The 20110-nt window shown below is 72.4% G+C and carries 13 protein-coding genes, 1 tRNA gene and 1 pseudogene; 10 read left to right on the forward strand and 5 right to left on the reverse strand.

Going from position 1 to position 20110, the window contains the following annotated elements; genetic code table 11:
• Nucleotides 1-71 precede the first annotated feature (71 nt).
• The 4 genes from ABZ079_RS22650 (at nt 72) to ABZ079_RS22665 (ending at nt 7228) form a co-directional block, all read left to right on the forward strand.
• Entirely contained in the window at nt 72-965 is an 894-nt protein-coding gene (locus ABZ079_RS22650) for an FAD binding domain-containing protein (protein ID WP_356941242.1), read from the forward strand.
• Nucleotides 962-3082, forward strand: coding sequence for a 2Fe-2S iron-sulfur cluster-binding protein (locus ABZ079_RS22655; protein WP_356941243.1), 2121 nt, complete (start codon nt 962-964; stop codon nt 3080-3082). The genes ABZ079_RS22650 and ABZ079_RS22655 overlap by 4 nt, the downstream gene beginning before the upstream one ends.
• Nucleotides 3079-5388, forward strand: coding sequence for a molybdopterin cofactor-binding domain-containing protein (locus ABZ079_RS22660; protein ID WP_356941244.1), 2310 nt, complete (start codon nt 3079-3081; stop codon nt 5386-5388). The genes ABZ079_RS22655 and ABZ079_RS22660 overlap by 4 nt, the downstream gene beginning before the upstream one ends.
• A 679-nt stretch (nt 5389-6067) precedes the next feature.
• On the forward strand, nt 6068-7228 hold the full coding sequence (locus ABZ079_RS22665; RefSeq protein ID WP_356941245.1) for an SUKH-4 family immunity protein: 1161 nt from the start codon (nt 6068-6070) through the stop codon (nt 7226-7228).
• A 269-nt stretch (nt 7229-7497) separates the two neighbouring features.
• Here ABZ079_RS22665 and ABZ079_RS22670 read toward each other — a convergent pair whose 3' ends face one another.
• Both ABZ079_RS22670 and ABZ079_RS22675 read right to left on the reverse strand, forming a co-directional pair.
• Nucleotides 7498-7833 carry a hypothetical protein gene (locus tag ABZ079_RS22670; RefSeq protein WP_356941246.1) on the reverse strand — a complete coding sequence of 112 codons (336 nt, stop codon included), beginning with the start codon at nt 7831-7833 and terminating at the stop codon, nt 7498-7500.
• Nucleotides 7834-8884: 1051 nt separating this feature from the next.
• Nucleotides 8885-8956, reverse strand: a tRNA-Cys gene (locus ABZ079_RS22675).
• A 178-nt stretch (nt 8957-9134) separates the two neighbouring features.
• On the opposite strand from ABZ079_RS22675, the gene ABZ079_RS22680 reads away from it, so the two are divergent.
• From ABZ079_RS22680 to ABZ079_RS22695, 4 genes are all read left to right on the forward strand, one after another.
• Nucleotides 9135-10580 carry an MFS transporter gene (locus ABZ079_RS22680; protein WP_356941247.1) on the forward strand — a complete coding sequence of 482 codons (1446 nt, stop codon included), beginning with the start codon at nt 9135-9137 and terminating at the stop codon, nt 10578-10580.
• A gap of 247 nt (nt 10581-10827) precedes the next feature.
• A complete protein-coding gene (locus tag ABZ079_RS22685; RefSeq protein ID WP_356941248.1) occupies nt 10828-12627 on the forward strand; it encodes a DEAD/DEAH box helicase in 1800 nt (599 codons plus the stop codon).
• 635 nt (nt 12628-13262) lie between these two features.
• Entirely contained in the window at nt 13263-13904 is a 642-nt protein-coding gene (locus ABZ079_RS22690; RefSeq protein WP_356941249.1) for a helix-turn-helix domain-containing protein, read from the forward strand.
• A gap of 123 nt (nt 13905-14027) precedes the next feature.
• Nucleotides 14028-14819, forward strand: a complete 792-nt coding sequence (locus tag ABZ079_RS22695; RefSeq protein ID WP_356941250.1) for a S16 family serine protease — start codon at nt 14028-14030, stop codon at nt 14817-14819.
• A gap of 157 nt (nt 14820-14976) precedes the next feature.
• Here ABZ079_RS22695 and ABZ079_RS22700 read toward each other — a convergent pair whose 3' ends face one another.
• Nucleotides 14977-15456 carry an Lrp/AsnC family transcriptional regulator gene (locus ABZ079_RS22700; RefSeq protein WP_356941251.1) on the reverse strand — a complete coding sequence of 160 codons (480 nt, stop codon included), beginning with the start codon at nt 15454-15456 and terminating at the stop codon, nt 14977-14979.
• Between the two features lie 124 nt (nt 15457-15580).
• Between ABZ079_RS22700 and hppD the strand changes: the two genes are divergently transcribed.
• Nucleotides 15581-16726 carry a 4-hydroxyphenylpyruvate dioxygenase gene (gene hppD, locus ABZ079_RS22705; RefSeq protein WP_356941252.1) on the forward strand — a complete coding sequence of 382 codons (1146 nt, stop codon included), beginning with the start codon at nt 15581-15583 and terminating at the stop codon, nt 16724-16726.
• A gap of 25 nt (nt 16727-16751) precedes the next feature.
• Here the strand turns inward: hppD and ABZ079_RS22710 are convergent, their stop codons facing one another.
• Nucleotides 16752-18215 carry a tetratricopeptide repeat protein gene (locus ABZ079_RS22710; protein ID WP_356941253.1) on the reverse strand — a complete coding sequence of 488 codons (1464 nt, stop codon included), beginning with the start codon at nt 18213-18215 and terminating at the stop codon, nt 16752-16754.
• Between the two features lie 92 nt (nt 18216-18307).
• Here ABZ079_RS22710 and ABZ079_RS22715 point away from each other — a divergent pair, with 92 nt between their 5' ends.
• A complete protein-coding gene (locus ABZ079_RS22715; protein WP_356941371.1) occupies nt 18308-19723 on the forward strand; it encodes an FAD-linked oxidase C-terminal domain-containing protein in 1416 nt (471 codons plus the stop codon).
• A gap of 54 nt (nt 19724-19777) precedes the next feature.
• Here ABZ079_RS22715 and ABZ079_RS22720 read toward each other — a convergent pair.
• Nucleotides 19778-20108 (reverse strand): annotated as a pseudogene (locus tag ABZ079_RS22720) (SsgA family sporulation/cell division regulator).
• Nucleotides 20109-20110 lie beyond the last annotated feature (2 nt).

A 20110-nucleotide genomic window follows, 5' to 3' on the forward strand; every position in this document is an offset into this window, starting at 1 on the left:
CCGCCCTGTGAGCACGTACCGTACGGCCACACAGGTGGGACCAGGTGGGGCAGCGGGAAGGGGCAGCCGGTTTGACCACGCACGCACCGCAGGCGGCGCAGGCCGTCACGCTGCCCACGACGCTGGACGAGGCGGTGGCGGCCCTCACCGCCATGCCCGCCGCCGTCCCGGTCGCGGGCGGCACCGACCTGATGGCCGCCGTCAACTCCGGCCAGCTCAGGCCCGCCGCACTGGTGGGCCTCGGGCGGATCAGCGAGATCCGCGGCTGGCAGTACCAGGACGGCCACGCGCTGCTCGGCGCGGGCCTCACGCACGCGCGTATGGGACGCCCCGACTTCGCGGCCCTCATTCCGGCGCTCGCCGCCGCCGCGCGTGCGGCGGGCCCGCCGCACATCCGCAACGCCGGCACCCTGGGCGGCAACATCGCCTCGGCCGCCCCCACCGGGGACGCGCTGCCGGTGCTGGCCGCCCTGGAGGCGACACTGATCATCGCGGGCCCGGGCGGAGCCCGCCGGGAGATCCCGGTGTCGCATCTGCTGGCCGGCGTGGAGATGCTGCACGGCGGCGAACTCATCGGCTACGTGCGCGTGCCGCTGCTGCACGCCCCGCAGGTCTTCCTGAAGGCGACCGGACGCACCGGTCCGGGCCGCGCGCTGGCCTCCGTGGCCCTCGTCCTCGACCCGGCCCGGCGCGGCGTGCGCTGCGCCGTCGGGGCCATAGCGCCGATGCCGCTCCGGCCGCTGGAGGCCGAGCAGTGGGTCGCGCAGCTCATCGACTGGGACAACGACCGCGCGCTCGTCCCGGAGGCCCTGAACGCCTTCGGCGAGTACGTCGCCGCGGCCTGCATCCCCGATCCGGCCCCCGAGCCCGACGGCTCCACGGTCCCGCTTCCGCCCGCCGTACTGCACCTGCGGCGCACCGTCGCCGCGCTGGCCCGACGAGCACTGGGGAGGGCGCTGTCGTGACCGACGACCAGCACGGAGAGGGCACGCCCCAGGGCGGCGGACGCTGGAACCCGCTGCCCCAGGGCGACTACGACGACGGCGCCACCGCCTTCGTCAAGCTCCCTGAGGGCGGTATCGACGCCCTGCTGTCCGGCGACAGCCCGCTCGCCGCACCAGGTCACGGCTATGTGCCGCCGCAGATAACGGTCACCCCCGGGACCGGTGATCCCGCCGCCGGCGCCTGGACGACGCCCGCCGGCGGCGCGCAGTGGCCCGACCCGAACGCCACGGGCCCGGCGCAGGGCGCGGACGCCGACGACCGGTTCACCTACCAGCCGGGCGCCACGCAGCACTGGACCTTCGAGGAACCCGCGGCCCCGACGGCCCCCGGGCACGACGTCACCGGGCAGTGGTCGATCCCCGTCGCCGGCGGCGATCTTCCGGACGAATCGGGCGAGTTCACCACGTCCTCCCTGGTCGAGCAGTGGGGCGGCACCCCGCCTGCCACCCTGCCCGGTGGCGCGCCCGCGCCCTGGGCGACGGACGGCACGGACCGCTCCTGGGGGCAGCCCGAGGACCCGCAGGCCCCGGCCCGGCCGGGTGCACCCCTGTCCGACCACACCGGCGCCCACCCGGCCGGCCCGGCACCGACCTCCGCGCCGGACGAGGCTCATGTCCCGGAGGAGCGGTACGGACACGGCCCGGCCGGTCACGCGGAGCACGGTCAAGCGGAGCACGGTCACGTCGAGCGCGATGACGTGGACGCCGGGCATCCGGGGATCGGTCACCCCGGGACCGGCCACGGGGACACCGGCCATCCGGACGCCGACCACACCGACACCGGCCACCACCCGGACACCGGTCACGTCGAGGCCGGCCACGGCGACACGGCCGACGCAACCGCCGCCCAGGCGGCGCCCGGTGGGCACGGCACGCCGGCTCCGCAGCGGACCGGGTCCGGCGCGGCCCCGGAAACGGACGCCCATGGCCCCACGGAGCCCCTTGAGCGCCCCGCTGACGGCCCGGCAGACCGCGACGCGGCGTTGGGCTGGGCGGAGGCGTCGCAAGCCGCCACAGCGGCGGACACGGCCTCACCCGCCGACGCGGCGGCCACGCCGGCACCCGCCGACGCGGCGGCCACGCCGGCACCCGCCGACGACACGGTGACCACTGCCGACCCGGCCGCTCCGGCGGACGCCCACGAGGGCGCCGCACCCGAACACGCCCACGAGGCCGCCGTACCGGAAGACACCGCCGACGCCGCCACGCCGAGCGCGGCGGGCGACGCGCCCGAGGGTGCCGCCGGGGGCGGGCCCGAGCATGCCGCCGAGGACCCGGCCGCCGTGCCGCCTCCGCAGCACGACGACCACCCCCTCGCCTCCTATGTCCTGCGCGTGAACGGTGCCGACCGCCCCGTCACCGAGGCCTGGATCGGCGAGTCCCTGCTCTACGTCCTGCGTGAACGGCTCGGCCTCGCGGGCGCCAAGGACGGCTGCTCGCAGGGCGAGTGCGGCGCCTGCAACGTGCAGGTCGACGGGCGTCTGGTGGCCTCCTGCCTGGTCCCGGCGGTCACCGCGGCCGGCAGTGAGGTGCGGACGGTGGAGGGCCTGGCCGTCGACGGGCAGCCTTCCGACGTCCAGCGCGCGCTCGCACGGTGCGGTGCCGTGCAGTGCGGTTTCTGCGTGCCGGGCATGGCGATGACCGTGCACGACCTGCTGGAGGGCAACCCGGCGCCGAGCGAGCTGGAGACCCGCCAGGCCCTGTGCGGCAACCTCTGCCGTTGCTCCGGCTACCGGGGCGTCCTGGAGGCCGTCCAGGAGGTCGTCGCGGAACGCGAGGCCTCGCACGCCGGCCCCGAGACGGACGCGGACGGGACACGCGTCCCGCACCAGGCGGGCCCCGGCTCCGGCGGCGTCAACCCGTCGGCGTTCGAGGCCCCGGGCGTGTTCGGTTCCCCCCCGGCCGCCCCAGGTGGCTACGGGAACCCGAGGACCGCCTACGGCGAGCCGCAGGACCCGTACGGCGACGCCCCGGGCACCTACGGTGACGCTCCGGGCGCCTACGGTGACACTCCGGACCCGTACGGCACCCCGGGACCGCACGATCACCACTACGGCCAGGACGGAGGCCAGGCGTGAGCAACGAAGCCGGCACCGCGACCACCGCCGCGGAACCCGCCCCCGAGGCCGAGCCGTTGCCGCACGGCATCGGCGCCTCCCTGCCGCACGCCGACGCCCGCGCCAAGACCGAGGGCACCTTCCCGTACGCGGCCGACCTGTGGGCCGAGGGCCTGCTGTGGGCGGCCGTGCTGCGCTCCCCGCACGCGCACGCGCGCATCGTGTCCATCGACACCAGCCACGCGCGCGAGATGCCCGGCGTACGGGCCGTCGTCACCCACGAGGACGTCCCCGGCACGCCCCGCCACGGCCGGGGCGTCCCCGACCGCCCGGTGTTCGCCTCCGAGGTCGTACGCCACCACGGCGAGCCCATCGCGGCCGTCGCCGCCGACCACCCGGACACCGCGCGGATGGCCGCCGCGGCCGTCATCGTCGAGTACGAGGTACTCGACCCGGTCACCGATCCCGAACAGGCCTTCGAGGCCGAGCCGCTGCACCCCGACGGCAACCTGATCCGGCACATCCCGCTGCGCCACGGCGACCCGGACGCGGTCGGCGAGGTCGTCGTCGAGGGCCTGTACCGCATCGGCCGCCAGGACCCGGCTCCCATCGGCGCCGAGGCCGGTCTCGCCGTGCCCCGCCCCGACGGCGGCGTGGAGCTGTACCTGGCCTCCACCGACCCGCACACCGACCGCAACACGGCCGCCGCCTGCTACGGCCTGCCCCCCGATCGGGTGAAGATCGTCGTCACCGGGGTGCCGGGCGCCACGGCCGACCGCGAAGACCAGGGTTTCCAGCTCCCGCTCGGCCTGCTCGCCCTCAAGACCGGCTGCCCGGTGAAGCTGACGGCCACCCGCGAGGAGTCCTTCCTCGGTCACGCCCACCGCCACCCGACGCTGCTCAGGTACCGCCATCACGCCGACGCCGAGGGCAAGCTGGTCAAGGTCGAGGCGCAGATCCTGCTCGACGCGGGCGCGTACGCCGACACCTCCGCCGACGCCCTGGCCGCCGCCGTCTCCTTCGCGTGCGGCCCGTACGTCGTCCCGAACGCCTTCATCGAGGGCTGGGCCGTCCGTACCAACAACCCGCCCTCCGGCCATGTACGGGGCGAGGGCGCCATGCAGGTGTGCGCCGCCTACGAGGCCCAGATGGACAAGCTGGCGAAGAAGGTCGGCCTGGAGCCGGCCGAGCTGCGCCAGCGCAACGTCCTCGCGACCGGTGACGTCCTGCCGATCGGCCAGACCGTGACCTGCCCGGCGCCGGTCGCCGAACTCCTCCAGGCGGTCCGGGACTTCCCGCTGCCCGCGTTGCCCAAGGACACGCCCGAGGAGGAGTGGCTGCTGCCCGGCGGCCCCGAGGGCGCGGGCGAACCGGGCGCGGTGCGCCGGGGTGTCGGCTACGGCCTGGGCATGGTGCACATGCTCGGCGCGGAGGGCGCCGACGAGGTGTCCACGGCGACCGTCAAGGTCCACGACGGCGTCGCGACCGTGCTGTGCGCGGCCGTGGAGACCGGCCAGGGCTTCACCACCCTGGCCCGGCAGATCGTCCAGGAGACCCTCGGCGTCGAGGAAGTCCACGTGGCCCCGGTCGACACCGACCAGCCCCCGGCCGGCGGCGGCTGCCGCGGCCGCCACACCTGGGTCTCGGGAGGCGCGGTGGAGCGGGCGGCGAAGATGGTCCGCACGCAGCTCCTGCAGCCCCTCGCCCACAAGTTCGGCATGTCCACCGAACTCCTCCAGATCACCGACGGCAAGATCACCTCCTATGACGGTGTGCTGTCGACGACCGTCAGCGAGGCGTTGGACGGCAAGGAGTTGTGGGCCACGGCCCAGTGCCGCCCGCACCCCACCGAGCCCCTGGACGCCGCCGGCCAGGGCGACGCCTTCGTGGGCCTCGCCTTCTGCGCGATCCGCGCGGTGGTGGACGTCGACATCGAACTGGGCGCGGTCCGGGTGGTGGAACTGGCGGTCGCCCAGGACGTGGGCCGGATCCTCAACCCGGCACAGCTGACGGCCCGGATCGAGGCGGGCGTGACGCAAGGCGTCGGCATCGCCCTCACCGAGAACCTGCGCGCCCCGCGCGGCCTGATCCGCCACCCCGACCTGACCGGATACGCCCTCCCGACCGCCCTGGACGCGCCGGACATCCGGATCGTCAAACTGGTCGAGGAACAGGACGTGGTGGCCCCCTTCGGCGCCAAGTCGGTCAGCGCGGTCCCGGTGGTCACGGCACCGGCGGCGATCGCCTCCGCCGTCCGCGCGGCCACCGGCCGCCCGGTCAACCGCCTCCCGATCCGACCGCAGGCGGCGGTGGTGACACCCCAGTGAGCACTCCGCCCGAGGAACCTCGCTACGCCGGCTCGGGCGGCATCTGCTTCGCCTGACGCAGGGGGTGGAACCGCGTCGTCATCACCGAAGGGCGACGCCTCCGGCAGGTCGACGGTGGCCCAGTGCCCGGACGGCCACCGCCCCGCGCGGCGCACGTCCGGGTGACGCGTTCCGCCGGATGATCGTGTCGGGCAGGCATCTGGGCCGGCACCTGCGCACGTACGTCGGCCTGATCCGCGCCCGCCCCCTGTACGTCGTGGTCCTGGCGCCCGCCGCGGAGGAGGTCGCGGCCCGGGAAGCCGGCCGCACGAAGACGGGACACGGCGCGGGACGGCCCGAGGCCGCCCTGTTCGAAGGACTCCGCCGGCGCACCCCGCGTGGCGCCTCTGGCCGGAGACCTCCGGTCATATCCCGGAGGAGACGGTGGAGGCGGTGTTCGCGGGCGGGCAACGGGCCCGGGTCTCCTGTCGTCCTTCCTGGGGAGGGCCGTTGTCAGTGGGGCGGCGTAGCCTGCGGAGCAGTGGGGGCAGCCACCCGGGGACTGCGCACGACGACGTACTCACACAGGCACCGACCTCACAAGGCACCGACCTCACACAGGCACCGACCTCACAAGGCACCGACCTCACACAGGCACCGACCTCACACAGGCACCGACGGGGAAGATCGCGGGGGAGCGATGAGCACGACCGACGCCGGGATCCCGGCGATCACGCTGACCGAGGCGGAACTGGACCGCTATGTCACGCACGCGCCGACGCGCGGCCTGCTCACCGGCCCCGGACTGCCCGCCCGCACCGACGTGCTCACCTTCTCTCCGCTGCGCACGCACGGGCTGCGCACGCTCGCCGACGCCGCGGGCGGCCCCTTCCACATGGCGGAGGAACTGCGCAGCCGCCTGGTGATAGGCGAACTCCTCAACCCGGCGGGTATGGCACCCGAGTCGATCCTGCTGGACGGCGCCACGGGTGAGGTCACCACGGCCTACCTCTTCGAGCCGTCCGACCCGCGCCCCTTCGCGCCCTCCCTGGACACGCTGCTGCGGTTCGCCGCGGTCACCGAGGAACTCGCGGGCCTGCGCGGCCTCTTCGCCTCCCTGGCCGGCCAGTACGGACCCAAGACGGTGGCCGAGGCCTCGCGCCTCCTCCTCGGGCTCTTCGAGGAGGGCACGGACGGCAGGGTCCCGCCGTACTGGAAGGCGGCCGCGCTGATCCGCCCGCTCGCCCTCGTCGCGGGTCCCGGCCCGGCGTCCGGCCTCACTCTGGACGTTCCCGCGCGCGTCCTGGACCAGGAGTTCGGTCACGGCCGGGTGGCCCGCTTCGAGGAGGTCGACTTCCCCGCCACGCTCACCCACGAGCCGACCCGCCGCTTCCTGCGCGAGACGGGGCTGCCGGAGGAGGCGGTCCTCTTCCACGCCGACACGGACGTGCCCCTGCCGACCCTGCGCGAGTACTTCACCGACGAACGCGGCGGTGACTACCTTCTGGACGAACTCCCGGCCCACTGCGACCACTTGATCCGTCTCGGCGGCATGGTCGAGGACAACAGCCTGGTGGTCGACGGCAGAACGGGCGCGATCCTGACCTTCAGTGAGCCCGAGGCAACGCTCTACCCCCTCAACACCGACGTCTCCACCCTCGCCTTCACGCTCTGGCTCCTGCACCACGAGCGCACCATCGACGAGCACCTGGGCCACGAACTCACGACGGCCGCCTATGACCAGCTGGCCGCGGCCATGCTCCACACCCTGACCACCCTCGACCCGACGGCCACCCTGCCCGGCACGACCTCCCACTACTGGACGGAACTCTTCCAGGACGAGGCGGGCGGGGTGCTCTAGGCCCGACCGGGCACGGCGGCGTCCTCGACGTACTCGGGCGCCGGGAAGTCGTCACAGGTACTGCCGCCGGTCGCGCAGACCCTCGTCCGCCGGTACCTGCGGGCAGGCGGGAGGGCGGCACCCCCTCTGGGATGCCGCCCTGTCGACCTGTTCAAGGCCCTGGAGGCCGTGGCGGGAATCGAACCCGTGTAACTCGCTTCGCAGGTTTGTCCTGCCGAACCTAGGCTCAACTCACCGACGCCGCACTGACCGCCCCCGATGGCCGGATGTCAGAAGTCGAGACTCCTCACACGGTACGTGAGGATGTAGTGCCAGCCGGGTCCAGTGATGTCAAACGACTCCGGACCGTTCGTGTCACCTTCAGAGATGACGACCCCATTGAGTCGGTCATCCGAGCCCAGGTCTTCCTCGTCGAAGAGTTGCACGTTGACCTCGCCATCGAAGGGGACGTCGACGCGCATTGGAACCTCCGTTCCCGTGCTCAGGGAGAAGGATCCGCTGGGCGGCCAGACCTGCCTGCCGTTGGCCTGGATCATCACTTCGTCCGTCAGTGAGTCTTGCGGGTCTTCGCAGCGCAGCCTTTCGATCCTCAACACAGAGGTCATTGTTCTCACCTTTCTCCACTCAGGTCTCCTGCAGTGAGCCCACAATGGCTTTGCGCGTGGGACTCAACAGCAGATGCCGATGACGGACGGCACCATGCCGTCTGCGACACGAGTCCTGGCACCATCTGTCGGCAACGACACGGCGCAGCGTCGAATGCACCCTGAACTGCAAATTCGGTGGCATCCGGCTGCGCAGCGACGGCCGGTGGGGTCTGGCGCTCACGGGCATTCCGAGCCGGTAACGCGGACAACCGGTGTCGAAACTCGCCTACAAGCGGGGCTGCTCACAACCCCACCCGAATGCTCCTACAACCAGTAGATGCCCGGTTCCCAAGCTACGCAACTGGCGTCGTCTGCGTAGATCTCAGCGTTCGTCCGCCCCCACCCGGGTACGAATGAAGGGGGTCTGTCGCTGATCAGGGACGTCACCTTTCCCTGGTCCGCCTCCCGCGTGGGCACCGGCACCGCTCCACGTGCCATGGCATCCCTGCGCTACCTAACCATCGGCGCATGCAGCTCGCGCACATGGACTGGGCAGCGGCCGGCCGGTTCCGTCGGCCGGCGCGAACCACGCGGTAGCGCTTTGCCGTCGTACACCATGGCGTCCGCGTCGCTGCCCATGGTGCGCGCCGAGACACGAGCAATGGCATTCAGCGCCCGTCGCTTCCAGACATGCCCTGGTGCATTGCGACAGCCTCGACATGTCCCGCCAGAGCACGATGAACCCGTTTCGTCTTTGCTCTGACTGGGTGTCAAATCACCGTTGAGAGAGTCGAGTACTTTCCCCCGTGCTCGCTTCAGACGGTCATCTGCGCGCTGACATCGCTCTGCTTAGCGTCTGCTTCCGCGGGCTGCGACGTGGGTCCGGAGCCCGCAGGGCCAGCTGAGGGTGGTGGCAGGGACTTCTTCCAGGCGCCCCCGATGCCCCGGCGCACGAGCGGTCACGGTGGGCACCCGGGCGTCAACTGAGACGGGTGCTGAGACGGACGATCAGACAGGCGGCACTCCGGGAGGTGTGCCGCCTGTTCCTTTCGCCTGGTCAGAGTGCTAGAGGCCGTGGCGGGAATCGAACCCGCGTAACTCGCTTTGCAGGCGAGTCCCTGAACCACTCGGGCACACGGCCGTGTCCCTGGAAACGACCGTAGGGGCCGGGGAACGGGGCGTTCAAGAGAGCCTTCGGGGCTGCAATGCGACTGCCATACGGCGTTCATGAAAGAGGCGGGGGAGTACGACCGAGGTCGCAGGGGCATCGGGCCTCCGAACAGGGGTCAAAGTCGGTTGCGGACCTTACGCTGGCGGCCATGAGTGCCCTCGAATCCCGTGACGCCGCTGCCGTGGACCACACCGTCGAGCAGGACGACGGTGTGCTGAGCCGGTCGTACCGGGCGCTCAGCGTCGGGCTCGTGTCCGTCGTGGTGCTGATCGCCTTCGAGGCGACCGCCGTCGGAACCGCCATGCCGGTCGCGGCCCGGGAACTGGACGGCGTCGCCCTGTACGCCTTCGCGTTCTCCGGATATTTCACGACCAGCCTCTTCGGGATGGTCCTCGCCGGACAGTGGTCCGACCGGCGCGGCGCCCTCGGTGCGCTGACCACGGGGATCGGCGCCTTCGCCGCGGGACTGGTCGTCGCCGGGACCGCGCGGACGATGTGGGTGTTCATCCTCGGTCGGGCCGTGCAGGGCCTCGGCGGCGGACTGGTCATCGTCGCCCTGTACGTCGTCGTCGGCCGCGCCTACCCCGAACGGCTGCGGCCCGCGATCATGGCGGCCTTCGCGGCCGGCTGGGTCGTGCCCTCCATCGTCGGCCCCCTGGCCTCCGGCGCCGTCACCGAACACCTCGGCTGGCGCTGGGTCTTCCTCGGCATCCCGGTCCTCGTCGTGTTCCCGCTCGCCCTCGCCCTGCCGCAGATACGCCGGCGGGCGTCCGGACCGGTCGACGCGGACGCGGGCGCCGCCTCCTTCGACCACCGGCGCATCCGGCTCGCCCTCGGCATCTCCCTGGGCGCCGGACTCCTCCAGTACGCCGCCCAGGACCTGCGGCCCCTCTCCCTGCTCCCCGGTCTGGCCGGCACCGCCCTGCTGGTGCCCGCCGTCCTCGGGCTCCTCCCACGCGGCACCTACCGCGCGGCCCGCGGACTGCCCTCCGTCGTGCTGCTGCGCGGGCTGTCCGCCGGGTCCTTCCTCGCCGCCGAGTCCTTCGTCCCGCTGATGCTGGTCACCCAGCGCGGTCTGTCGCCGACGCTCGCCGGGTTCTCGCTGGCGGCGGGCGGCGGCACCTGGGCGCTGGGCTCCTGGGTGCAGTCCCGGCCGGGCGTGACGCCGTACCGGGAGCGGCTGATGACCGTCGGGATGGTGCTGGTCGCCGCCGCGATCGTGGCCGCGCCGAGCGTGCTGCTGCACTCCGTGCCCGTCTGGATCGTCGCCGTCGCCTGGGGCTTCGGCTGCTTCGGCATGGGCCTGGTGATCTCCTCCACCAGCGTGCTCCTGCTGCGGCTGTCCGCCCCGGAGGACGCCGGCACCAACTCCGCCGCGCTCCAGATCTCCGACGCCCTCTCCAACGTCGTCCTCCTGGCGGTGACCGGGGCGGCCTTCGCGGCCCTGGGCGGCGGCAGCACGACGACCACCACCACGGCCACGACAGCCGACGGCACCCACCCCGCCGCCTTCGCGGCCGTCTTCCTGCCGATGGCGGGGGTGGCACTGGTGGGCGCGTGGGTGACGCGGCGGCTGCGGGAGCGGGAGGCGTGACGAGGGCCAAGAGGCGTAAGAGGGGTGAGGAGCGCCGGAGCGGTGAACCGCGCAGGTCGCGGGCGCGGCGCGGTGTCGGGCCTGCCGGCGCGGTGAGGCTCACGGGCTGCGGGGGAGGGCCCGCGGTGGTTGTGACGTGGGTCCCACCCACGGGCGGCCCGGCCTCGTCCGGGCGTTGACGGCAGAGCGGCGCCGGTAGGGTGGCCCGGTTGTCATACGTAGCCGCCCGACCCTGACCACGGAGACCGTGACTACCACCGCCGCTTCCTCCGCTCCCTCCCACCACCTCTCGCCCGCCTTTCCGGGCCGGGCCCCCTGGGGTACCGCCAGCAAGCTGCGTGCCTGGCAGCAGGGGGCGATGGAGAAGTACATCCAGGAGCAGCCACGTGACTTCCTCGCCGTCGCCACCCCCGGCGCCGGTAAGACGACCTTCGCGCTGACACTCGCCTCCTGGCTGCTGCACCACCACGTCGTGCAACAGGTGACGGTGGTCGCGCCGACCGAGCACCTGAAGAAGCAGTGGGCGGAGGCGGCCGCGCGGATAGGGATCAAGCTCGACCCCGAGTACAGCGCGGGGCCGCTCAGCAAGGAGTACGACGGCGTCGCGGTCACGTACGCCGGTGTCGGAGTGCGCCCGATGCTGCACCGGAACCGGGTCGAGCAGCGCAAGACCCTCGTGATCCTGGACGAGATCCATCACGCCGGTGACTCCAAGTCCTGGGGCGAGGCGTGCCTGGAGGCGTTCGAGCCCGCCACGCGACGGCTCGCGCTCACCGGTACGCCGTTCCGGTCCGACACCAATCCCATCCCCTTCGTGGCCTACGAGGAGGGGACGGACGGGATCCGGCGGTCCGCCGCCGACTACACGTACGGCTACGGGTCCGCCCTGTCGGACGGCGTCGTGCGGCCCGTCATCTTCCTCTCCTACAGCGGCAACATGCGCTGGCGTACGAAGGCCGGTGACGAGGTCGCCGCCCGGCTCGGCGAGCCGATGACCAAGGACGCGGTCAGCCAGGCCTGGCGTACCGCGCTCGACCCGCGCGGCGACTGGATGCCGAGCGTGCTGCGCGCCGCCGACCAGCGGCTCACCGAGGTCAGGAAGGCCATCCCGGACGCCGGTGCCCTCGTCATCGCCTCCGACCAGGACTCCGCCCGTGCCTACGCCAAGCTGATCCGCGAGATCACGGGCACGAAGGCCACCCTCGTGCTGTCCGACGACGCCGGTGCCTCGAAGAAGATCGACGAGTTCAGCGACAGCCGCGACCGGTGGATGGTCGCCGTGCGGATGGTGTCCGAGGGTGTCGACGTGCCGCGGCTCGCGGTGGGGGTGTACGCGACGACCATTTCGACTCCGCTGTTCTTCGCTCAGGCCGTCGGGCGTTTCGTACGGTCCCGGCGGCGCGGCGAGACCGCGTCCGTGTTCCTGCCGACCGTGCCCGACCTGCTGACCTTCGCCAACGAGATGGAGAAGGAGCGGGACCACGCCCTCGACAAGCCGAAGAAGGAGGGCGAGGAGGACCCGTACGCCGAATCCGAGAAGGAGATGGAGGAGGCGAACAAGCAGGAGGACGAGGACACCGGCGAACAGGACATGCTGCCCTTCGAGGCGCTGGAGTCCGACGCCGTCTTCGACCGGGTGCTGTACGACGGGGCCGAGTTCGGCATGCAGGCTCACCCGGGGAGCGAAGAGGAGCAGGACTACCTGGGGATTCCGGGCCTGCTGGAGCCGGAGCAGGTGCAGCTGCTGCTGCAGAAGCGGCAGGCCCGGCAGATCGCGCACAGCCGGAAGAAGCCGGACACCGAGGCGGATCTGCTGGAGCTGCCGGCCGAGCGGCGGCCGGTGGTCTCGCACAAGGAGCTGATGGAGCTGCGGAAGCAGCTCAACACCATGGTCAGTGCGTATGTGCATCAGAGCGGCAAACCGCACGGGGTCATCCACACCGAGCTGCGGCGGGTGTGCGGGGGGCCGCCGAGTGCGGAGGCTACGGCGGGGCAGCTGCGGCAGCGGATCGCCAAGGTGCAGGAGTGGGCTACGCGCATGCGGTGACGCTCCGCTGGTTGGGGGGGTTTGCCCACCCCGCCCACCAGACCCGGTCGGCCGAAAGGTTGCCGCTACGGGGCTCCGCCCCGGACCCCGGGTTGCCGCTACGGGGCTCCGCCCTGGGATGCCGGGGGTGGGCGGCTGTTCCGGCCGGGGTGGGAGGTTGCCGCCGTGGGGTTTCGTTCCGGGCCTCTGGGGCGGCGGGTGTTTTGTCGGGTGGGAGGTTGCCGCCACGGGGCTCCGTCCCGGAACCCGGGGATGGGGTGTCTCGGCCGGGTGGGAGGTCGTACGTGGTGGGGCTTGCCCGGGATCCCGGTGAGTGAGCGGTGTCTCCGCCGGCGGGGTGGGGCGGCGCGGGGGCGCTCGGAGTGGGCGAATCCGGACGAATGCAGGCAGGCCGGATCTGGTCTTGCCCGGATTCTGGACTAAGGCTTCCGCTCAGCGAACCGGCTTCGCTACTGTCCCGCTACGCACACGCCCCGTGGCAGCGCCGCCGCGGAGCGCAGCCGTGAAAGCGACTCGGCCCGGAGCCGCCGGGACCTTCTGCCGATCGGCGGCCTCTGAAGCGCGTCGCCGACGGGACTCGGTGACGCATTCGCCGCTCAGGGGTTGCCGACCTCACCACCAAAGGAGTGGGCGTCGTGACCGCGGAGACATCTCAGACGCTCGACCGGGGACTGCGCGTCCTCAAGTTGCTGGCCGACACGGACCACGGGCTGACCGTCACGGAGCTGTCCACCAAACTGGGCGTGAACCGTACCGTGGTGTACCGGTTGCTCGCCACGCTGGAGCAGCACGCGCTCGTACGGCGTGATCTGGGCGGGCGGGCCCGGGTCGGGCTCGGGGTGCTGCGGCTCGGCCGCCAGGTGCATCCCCTGGTACGGGAGGCCGCGTTGCCCGCGCTGCGGTCGCTGGCCGAGGACATAGGAGCGACGGCGCATCTGACGCTGGTGGACGGGGCCGAGGCGCTGGCCGTCGCCGTGGTCGAGCCGACGTGGACGGACTATCACGTGGCGTACCGGGCCGGGTTCCGCCATCCCCTGGACCGGGGGGCGGCCGGCAAGGCGATTCTCGCCGCGCGGCAGTCGCCGTCCGTCGATCCCGGGTGCACGCTCACGCATGGGGAGCTGGAGGCGGGGGCGAGCGGGGCCGCGGCGCCGTTGATCGGTGTGACGGGGGTCGAGGGCAGCGTGGGTGTGGTGATGCTGGCGGACGCCGTGCCGGAGCGGGTGGGTCCACGGGTGGTGGAGGCGGCGCGGGAGGTCGCGGAAGCGTTGCGCTGACGCGGTCGCAGGGGGTCGCTCGGCCGCCTCGAGTGCCCGCTCTGCTGCTCGGCGCCGGACCTGGCGCCGGCGGCGCTGCGACCGGGCCGGTGGCCGAGAGAGGCGCCGGGTTAGATTGACCCCGTGCTCTCACGTCTCACACGCCCCCAGGCCGTAGCCGTCTGCGCCCTGCCCGCCGTGGCCCTGATCGCCACGGCGGCGTTCGCGCCGCTGCCGTTCTCGGTGGCGCAGCCCGGCATGACGGCCAACGTGCTCGGGGAGAACAAGGGCACCCCGGTGATCACCGTCTCCGGCGCGACGACCCGGAAGACCAGCGGTCAGCTGCGGATGACCACGATCGTGGCGACCGCGCCGGACACCCGGGTGTCCCTCGGTGACGTGTTCGGCAACTGGTTCCGCACCGACCGGGCCGTCATGCCGCGCGACTCGGTCTACCCGAGCGGCGACAACGTCAAGGAGATCGAGAAGCACAACGCGGCGCAGATGCAGCAGTCCCAGGACGCGGCGACCCAGGCGGCGCTGAAGTACCTCGGTCTCAGCGCGGGCAAGGTCAAGGTCACGCTCAAGCTCGCCGACGTGGGCGGGCCCAGCGCGGGGCTGCTGTTCACCCTGGGGATCATCGACAAGCTGGACGGCGACGGCGGCGGTGGCGACCTCACGGGAGGCCGCACCATCGCCGGTACGGGCACGATCGACGCCGACGGCAAGGTCGGCGCGGTCGGCGGGGTGGCCCTGAAGACGCAGGCCGCCCGGCGGGACGGCGCCAGTGTCTTCCTGGTGCCGAAGGCGGAGTGCGCCGAGGCCCGCGCGGAGCTGCCGAAGGGACTGCGGCTGGTCCCGGTGACCACACTCGAAGGCGCGGTCGACTCCCTGGTGGCGCTGGAGAAGGGCAAGGGACCGGTCCCGAGCTGCTAGCCGCCCTCCGGGCCCTTGTCGCGAGGGCGCAGGTGTTGCTCAGCCGTGGGGGCCGGCAGCGTGATCGCGCCGAGGACCGGCTCTCGTCCGTCAGCGGCTGCCCATGGCGGCCGTCCGGATACGCCCGGAAGGTCACCCGCGCTCGTCCCCAGGCCGGTTACGTCCCCTCACTGTCCGCGGACGCCTGTTCCACCAGCGGGATGATCCGCAGCGGAACGGGGTTCTCCATGACGATCGTCGTGGAGGCCCGCACGATGCCATCGAAACCGACGACCCGGTCGATCACCCGCTGGAGATCGGCGTTCGAACGGGCCACCAGACGGCACAGCATGTCCCCGCTGCCGGTCGTGGTCAACAGCTCCAGCACTTCGGGCACGGTCGCCAAGTAGGCCCGGACGTCGGCCCCTTGGCCCTGCCGGATCTGGAGCGTGGCGAACGCGGTGACCGGATAGCCGAGGGCGGCCGGATCCACCTGGGGGCCGAATCCGCGGATGACTCCATTCGACTGAAGCCGGTCCAGGCGCGCCTGCACGGTCCCGCGCGCCACCCCGAGCCGCCGGGACATCTCCAGCACGCCGATGCGCGGCTCCTGGGCCAGCAGCACGATGATCCGCCCGTCCAGCCGATCGATCGCCATCGCAGCCCTCCCAGGGTGGTCATCCTGTACAGAAAGGCCGCCGAGGCGGCCATATCGCTGATCAGATTGCCCAGCAGATGCGCCAACTATTGCGCAGCTTGCAGTGCGGGGTCACCCTTCCGCTATGACGCAGACCACACACCACACTCCCGACACCGCCCGGCAGGCCGACCCCTTCCCGGTCAAGGGAATGGACGCGGTCGTCTTCGCCGTGGGCAACGCCAAGCAGGCGGCGCACTACTACTCCACCGCCTTCGGCATGAAGCTGGTCGCCTACTCCGGTCCGGAGAACGGCAGCCGCGAGACCGCCAGTTACGTACTGGAGAACGGTTCCGCCCGTTTCGTCCTCACCTCGGTGGTCAAGCCGAGCAGCACCTGGGGCCACTTCCTCGCCCAGCACGTGGCCGAGCACGGCGACGGCGTCATCGACCTGGCCATCGAGGTCCCGGACGCCCGTGCCGCGTACGCGTACGCCATCGAGCACGGCGCCCGCTCGGTCGCCGAGCCGTACGAGGTGAAGGACGAGCACGGCACCGTCGTCCTCGCCGCGATCGCCACCTACGGCGAGACCCGCCACACCCTGGTCGAGCGCACCGGCTACGACGGTCCCTACCTGCCCGGTTACGCGGCGGCGAAGCCGATCGTCGAACCGCCCGCCCACCGCACCTTCCAGGCCGTCGACCACTGCGTCGGCAACGTGGAACTCGGCCGGATGAACGAGTGGGTCGGGTTCTACAACAAGGTCATGGGCTTCACGAACATGAAGGAGTTCGTGGGCGACGACATCGCCACCGAGTACAGCGCGCTGATGTCGAAGGTCGTCGCGGACGGCACTCTCAAGGTCAAGTTCCCGATCAACGAGCCGGCGATCGCCAAGAAGAAGTCCCAGATCGACGAGTACCTGGAGTTCTACGGCGGCGCAGGCGTCCAGCACATCGCGCTGAACACGAACGACATCGTGCGGACCGTCCGCACCATGCGCGCGGCCGGCGTCGAGTTCCTCGACACCCCCGACTCGTACTACGACACCCTCGGCGAGTGGGTGGGCGACACCCGTGTCCCCGTGGAGACCCTGCGCGAGCTGAAGATCCTCGCCGACCGCGACGAGGACGGCTACCTGCTGCAGATCTTCACCAAGCCCGTCCAGGACCGGCCGACCGTGTTCTTCGAACTCATCGAGCGGCACGGTTCGATGGGCTTCGGCAAGGGCAACTTCAAGGCGCTGTTCGAGGCGATCGAACGCGAGCAGGCCAAGCGGGGCAACCTGTAGCCGACGCATCCCCCGCCGGGCCCCGCTAAGGGGTCTCGGCGGGGAGCGGCTCATCCGGTACGTCCCCCAGCTCGGCCAGGGCCCGGCGCGCTTCGGGAACCCCGAGCGGAGAGAAGTGCGGATTGATCCGCAGCGCCTCCTGGAGATGCCGCCGCGCAGGAGCGTACAGCTCCAGCTCCCGCTCGATCATGCCCCGGTGGAAGGCGTAGAGGGCACTGCGCACCCCGCCCCCCTTCGCCTTGTCCGTGGCGATGGAGGCATAGGTCAGCGCCTCCTCGTCGTCACCGGCCCGGTGCAGCGCCCAGCCGAGCGCGTCGGCCACCTCGATCCCCGGCTGGCGCTGCCACTCGGCCTCCAACCGCTCCACGGCGTCCCACGGGTCCCCGTGGTCCGCCTCGTACTGCCCGATCAGCAGTCCCTCGTCGACCCCGCCCGCCACCGCCTGCCGCACCCGCTCCTTCAACTGCTCGTACTGCGCGGCGGCGGACTCGCTCTGCCCCAGCGACTCGTACAGCTCGCCCAGCTCCAGGGTGTCCTGCGGGCTCGGCTGCCGGGCCAGGGCCGCCTGGTACGCGGCCACCGCCTCCGCCGGGCGGCCCAGCGCGGCCAGTGTCCGGCCCCGTCCGGCCAGTGCCGCCCGCTGGCCGGGTTCAAGGCGTGCGGCCGCCTCGAAGTGCCGCAGCGCGTCCGGAAGGTCGCCGCGCTCCCAGGCCAGCTGCCCGAGCCCGGTCAGATAGGCGGCCTGTTCGGCGGGTGTGCGGGCGGCGGCCGCCGCGTCGGTCAGCTGTGCCACCGCGTCCTCGCGCCATCCCCGGTCCCGGTACACCGCCGAGGCCCGCGCCATCACGGCGGGCCGCTCGGCCGAGCCGGTGCGCAGCCCCAGCAGCTTGTCCAGGGTCTCCCGGGCCGCCTTGTAGTCGCCGAGCCCGTTGTAGGCGTCGATCAGCGGCGGATACGCCGTCCACCGTTTGGGCGCCGGCTTCAGCGCCTGCTCGGCGTACCGTTTCGCCGCCGGGAAGTCCCGCCGCGCGAGCGCCAGCGCCGCCAGCCCGTCCAGCGCCTCGGTGTTCCGCGCGCCGCGCACCTGCAGCGAGGTCTGCAGCGCCTGTTCCGCCTTCGGGTAGTTCGCCGGGTCGGCCGTCCTGAGACCCCGCTCGACGTACGCGGACCCCAGCACCGCCCACGCCCGGGCGTCGCGGGGCTGTGCCCGCACCCGCTGCTCCTGCTGCCCGATGAGCGCCGTCAGCTGGGGCAGCGCGGCCGGCACCCCGAAGGTCACCGCCGTCAGCGCCTGGGCCTGCGGTCCCGCGGCGGGCGGTCCGGCCGCCCTGTGCTGCCGCTCCTGCGGCAGCGGCAGCAGCACCGCCCCCGCGACGGCACCGCCCACCAGCGCGGCGACCAGTACCCGGCGCAGCCACCTCAGGCGGCGGCGCGGCGTCGGCGGCTCCGCGATCAGGGACGTACCCGGCACGCTCAGTCGGTTGTCCATGGCGCTCACTGTGCGTCAATATGACGAACACATCCGGGTGGACCAAGGACGGCGCGGTCGGGGTTCACACCGATGGCCGCGAGTGCGACCCTGTGATCATGAGCCGTATCGAAGCGCGTCGTGATGAAGACAGCGCGGCAACCGGCAACCTCACCGACCGGCTCCTGGTCGGCCTGCCGCCCGAGGCCGTCCTGACGGACCCCGACGTCACCGCCTCCTACGCCAACGACATGGCGAGCTTCTGCCCCGCCGCCGCCCCGGCCGTGGTCGTGCTGCCGCGCACGGTGGAAGAGGTGCAGCACGTCATGCGCACCGCCACCGAGCTGGGTGTGCCGGTCGTCCCGCAGGGCGCGCGCACCGGCCTGTCCGGCGGTGCCAACGCCACCGAGGGCTGCATCGCGCTGTCCCTCACCAAGATGGACCGCATCCTGGAGATCAGCCCCGTCGACCGGATCGCCGTGGTCGAACCGGGCGTGATCAACGCGGCCCTCTCCCGCGCGGTCGAGGAACACGGCCTGTACTACCCGCCGGACCCCTCCAGCTGGGAGATGTGCACGATCGGCGGCAACATCGGCACGGCCTCGGGGGGCCTGTGCTGCGTCAAGTACGGCGTGACCGCCGAGTACGTCCTCGGCCTGGACGTCGTCCTCGCCGACGGCCGTCTGATGTCCACCGGCCGCCGTACGGCGAAGGGCGTCGCGGGCTACGACCTCACGCGTCTGTTCGTCGGCTCCGAGGGCTCGCTCGGCATCGTCGTCCGGGCGGTGCTGGCCCTGAAGCCCAAGCCGCCCCGGCGGCTGGTGCTGGCCGCCGAGTTCGGCTCAGCCACCGCTGCCTGCGACGCCGTGTGCCGGATCATGGAAGGCGGTCACGTCCCGTCCCTCCTCGAACTGATGGACCGTACGACCGTCAAGGCCGTCAACGACCTCGCCCACATGGGGCTCCCGGAGACCACCGAGGCGCTGCTGCTGGCCGCTTTCGACACCCCGGACCCGGCCGCCGACCTCGCCGCCGTCGGCGCCCTGTGCGAGGCGGCCGGCGCCACCCAGGTCGTGCCCGCCGAGGACGCCACCGAGTCCGAGATGCTGCTGCAGGCACGGCGGCTCTCGCTGACCGCGCTGGAGGCGGTCAAGGGCACGACGATGATCGACGACGTGTGCGTACCCCGTTCCCGGCTCGGCGCGATGCTCGACGGGATCGAGCGGATCGCCGGCAAGTACGACCTGACCATCGGTGTCTGCGCCCACGCCGGGGACGGCAACACACACCCCACCGTCTGCTTCGACGCGCAGGACCCCGACGAGTCCCGGCGGGCCCGGGAGTCCTTCGACGAGATCATGGCCCTCGGCCTGGAGCTGGGCGGCACGATCACCGGCGAACACGGTGTCGGCGTCCTGAAGAAGGAGTGGCTGGCCCGGGAGATCGGCCCGGTCGGGGTGGAGATGCAGCGGGCCGTGAAACACGTCTTCGACCCGCTGGGCATCCTCAACCCGGGCAAGCTGTTCTGACCCGGTCGAGGGCTCGCTCCGGGCGCGGCAGGCGCGGCCCGGGCCCGGGGCCGCTCACCGGGCGAGCAGCCGGCCGGGCGCGTCATCGATGCCCGGCTGGCCGCCCCCGGTCCCCGGGGCATCAGTCGCGGCGTCCGCTCCAGCAAGGCCGGCACCCGCGGGTCCGGTGCCTCCAGCAGGGCGTCCCCGCCGGGCGGGCTGAGCGCCGTCAGCATGACACCGCCCCGTCGACCTTCGCCGGCCACACCCGCACGTCTCCGTGCACACTACGGCCGGAACACCCCCACCGTGATCGGAGCGGTAGCCGGGCCGGGACCGGGAGGCCGCGCTCGGGCGACATCATGGGCCTGAGCTCCAGCTCCCGCTCCACCACGGTGTGCTGCATGA

The organism is Streptomyces sp. NPDC006314 (assembly GCF_040613075.1).
Taxonomy (GTDB): domain Bacteria; phylum Actinomycetota; class Actinomycetes; order Streptomycetales; family Streptomycetaceae; genus Streptomyces.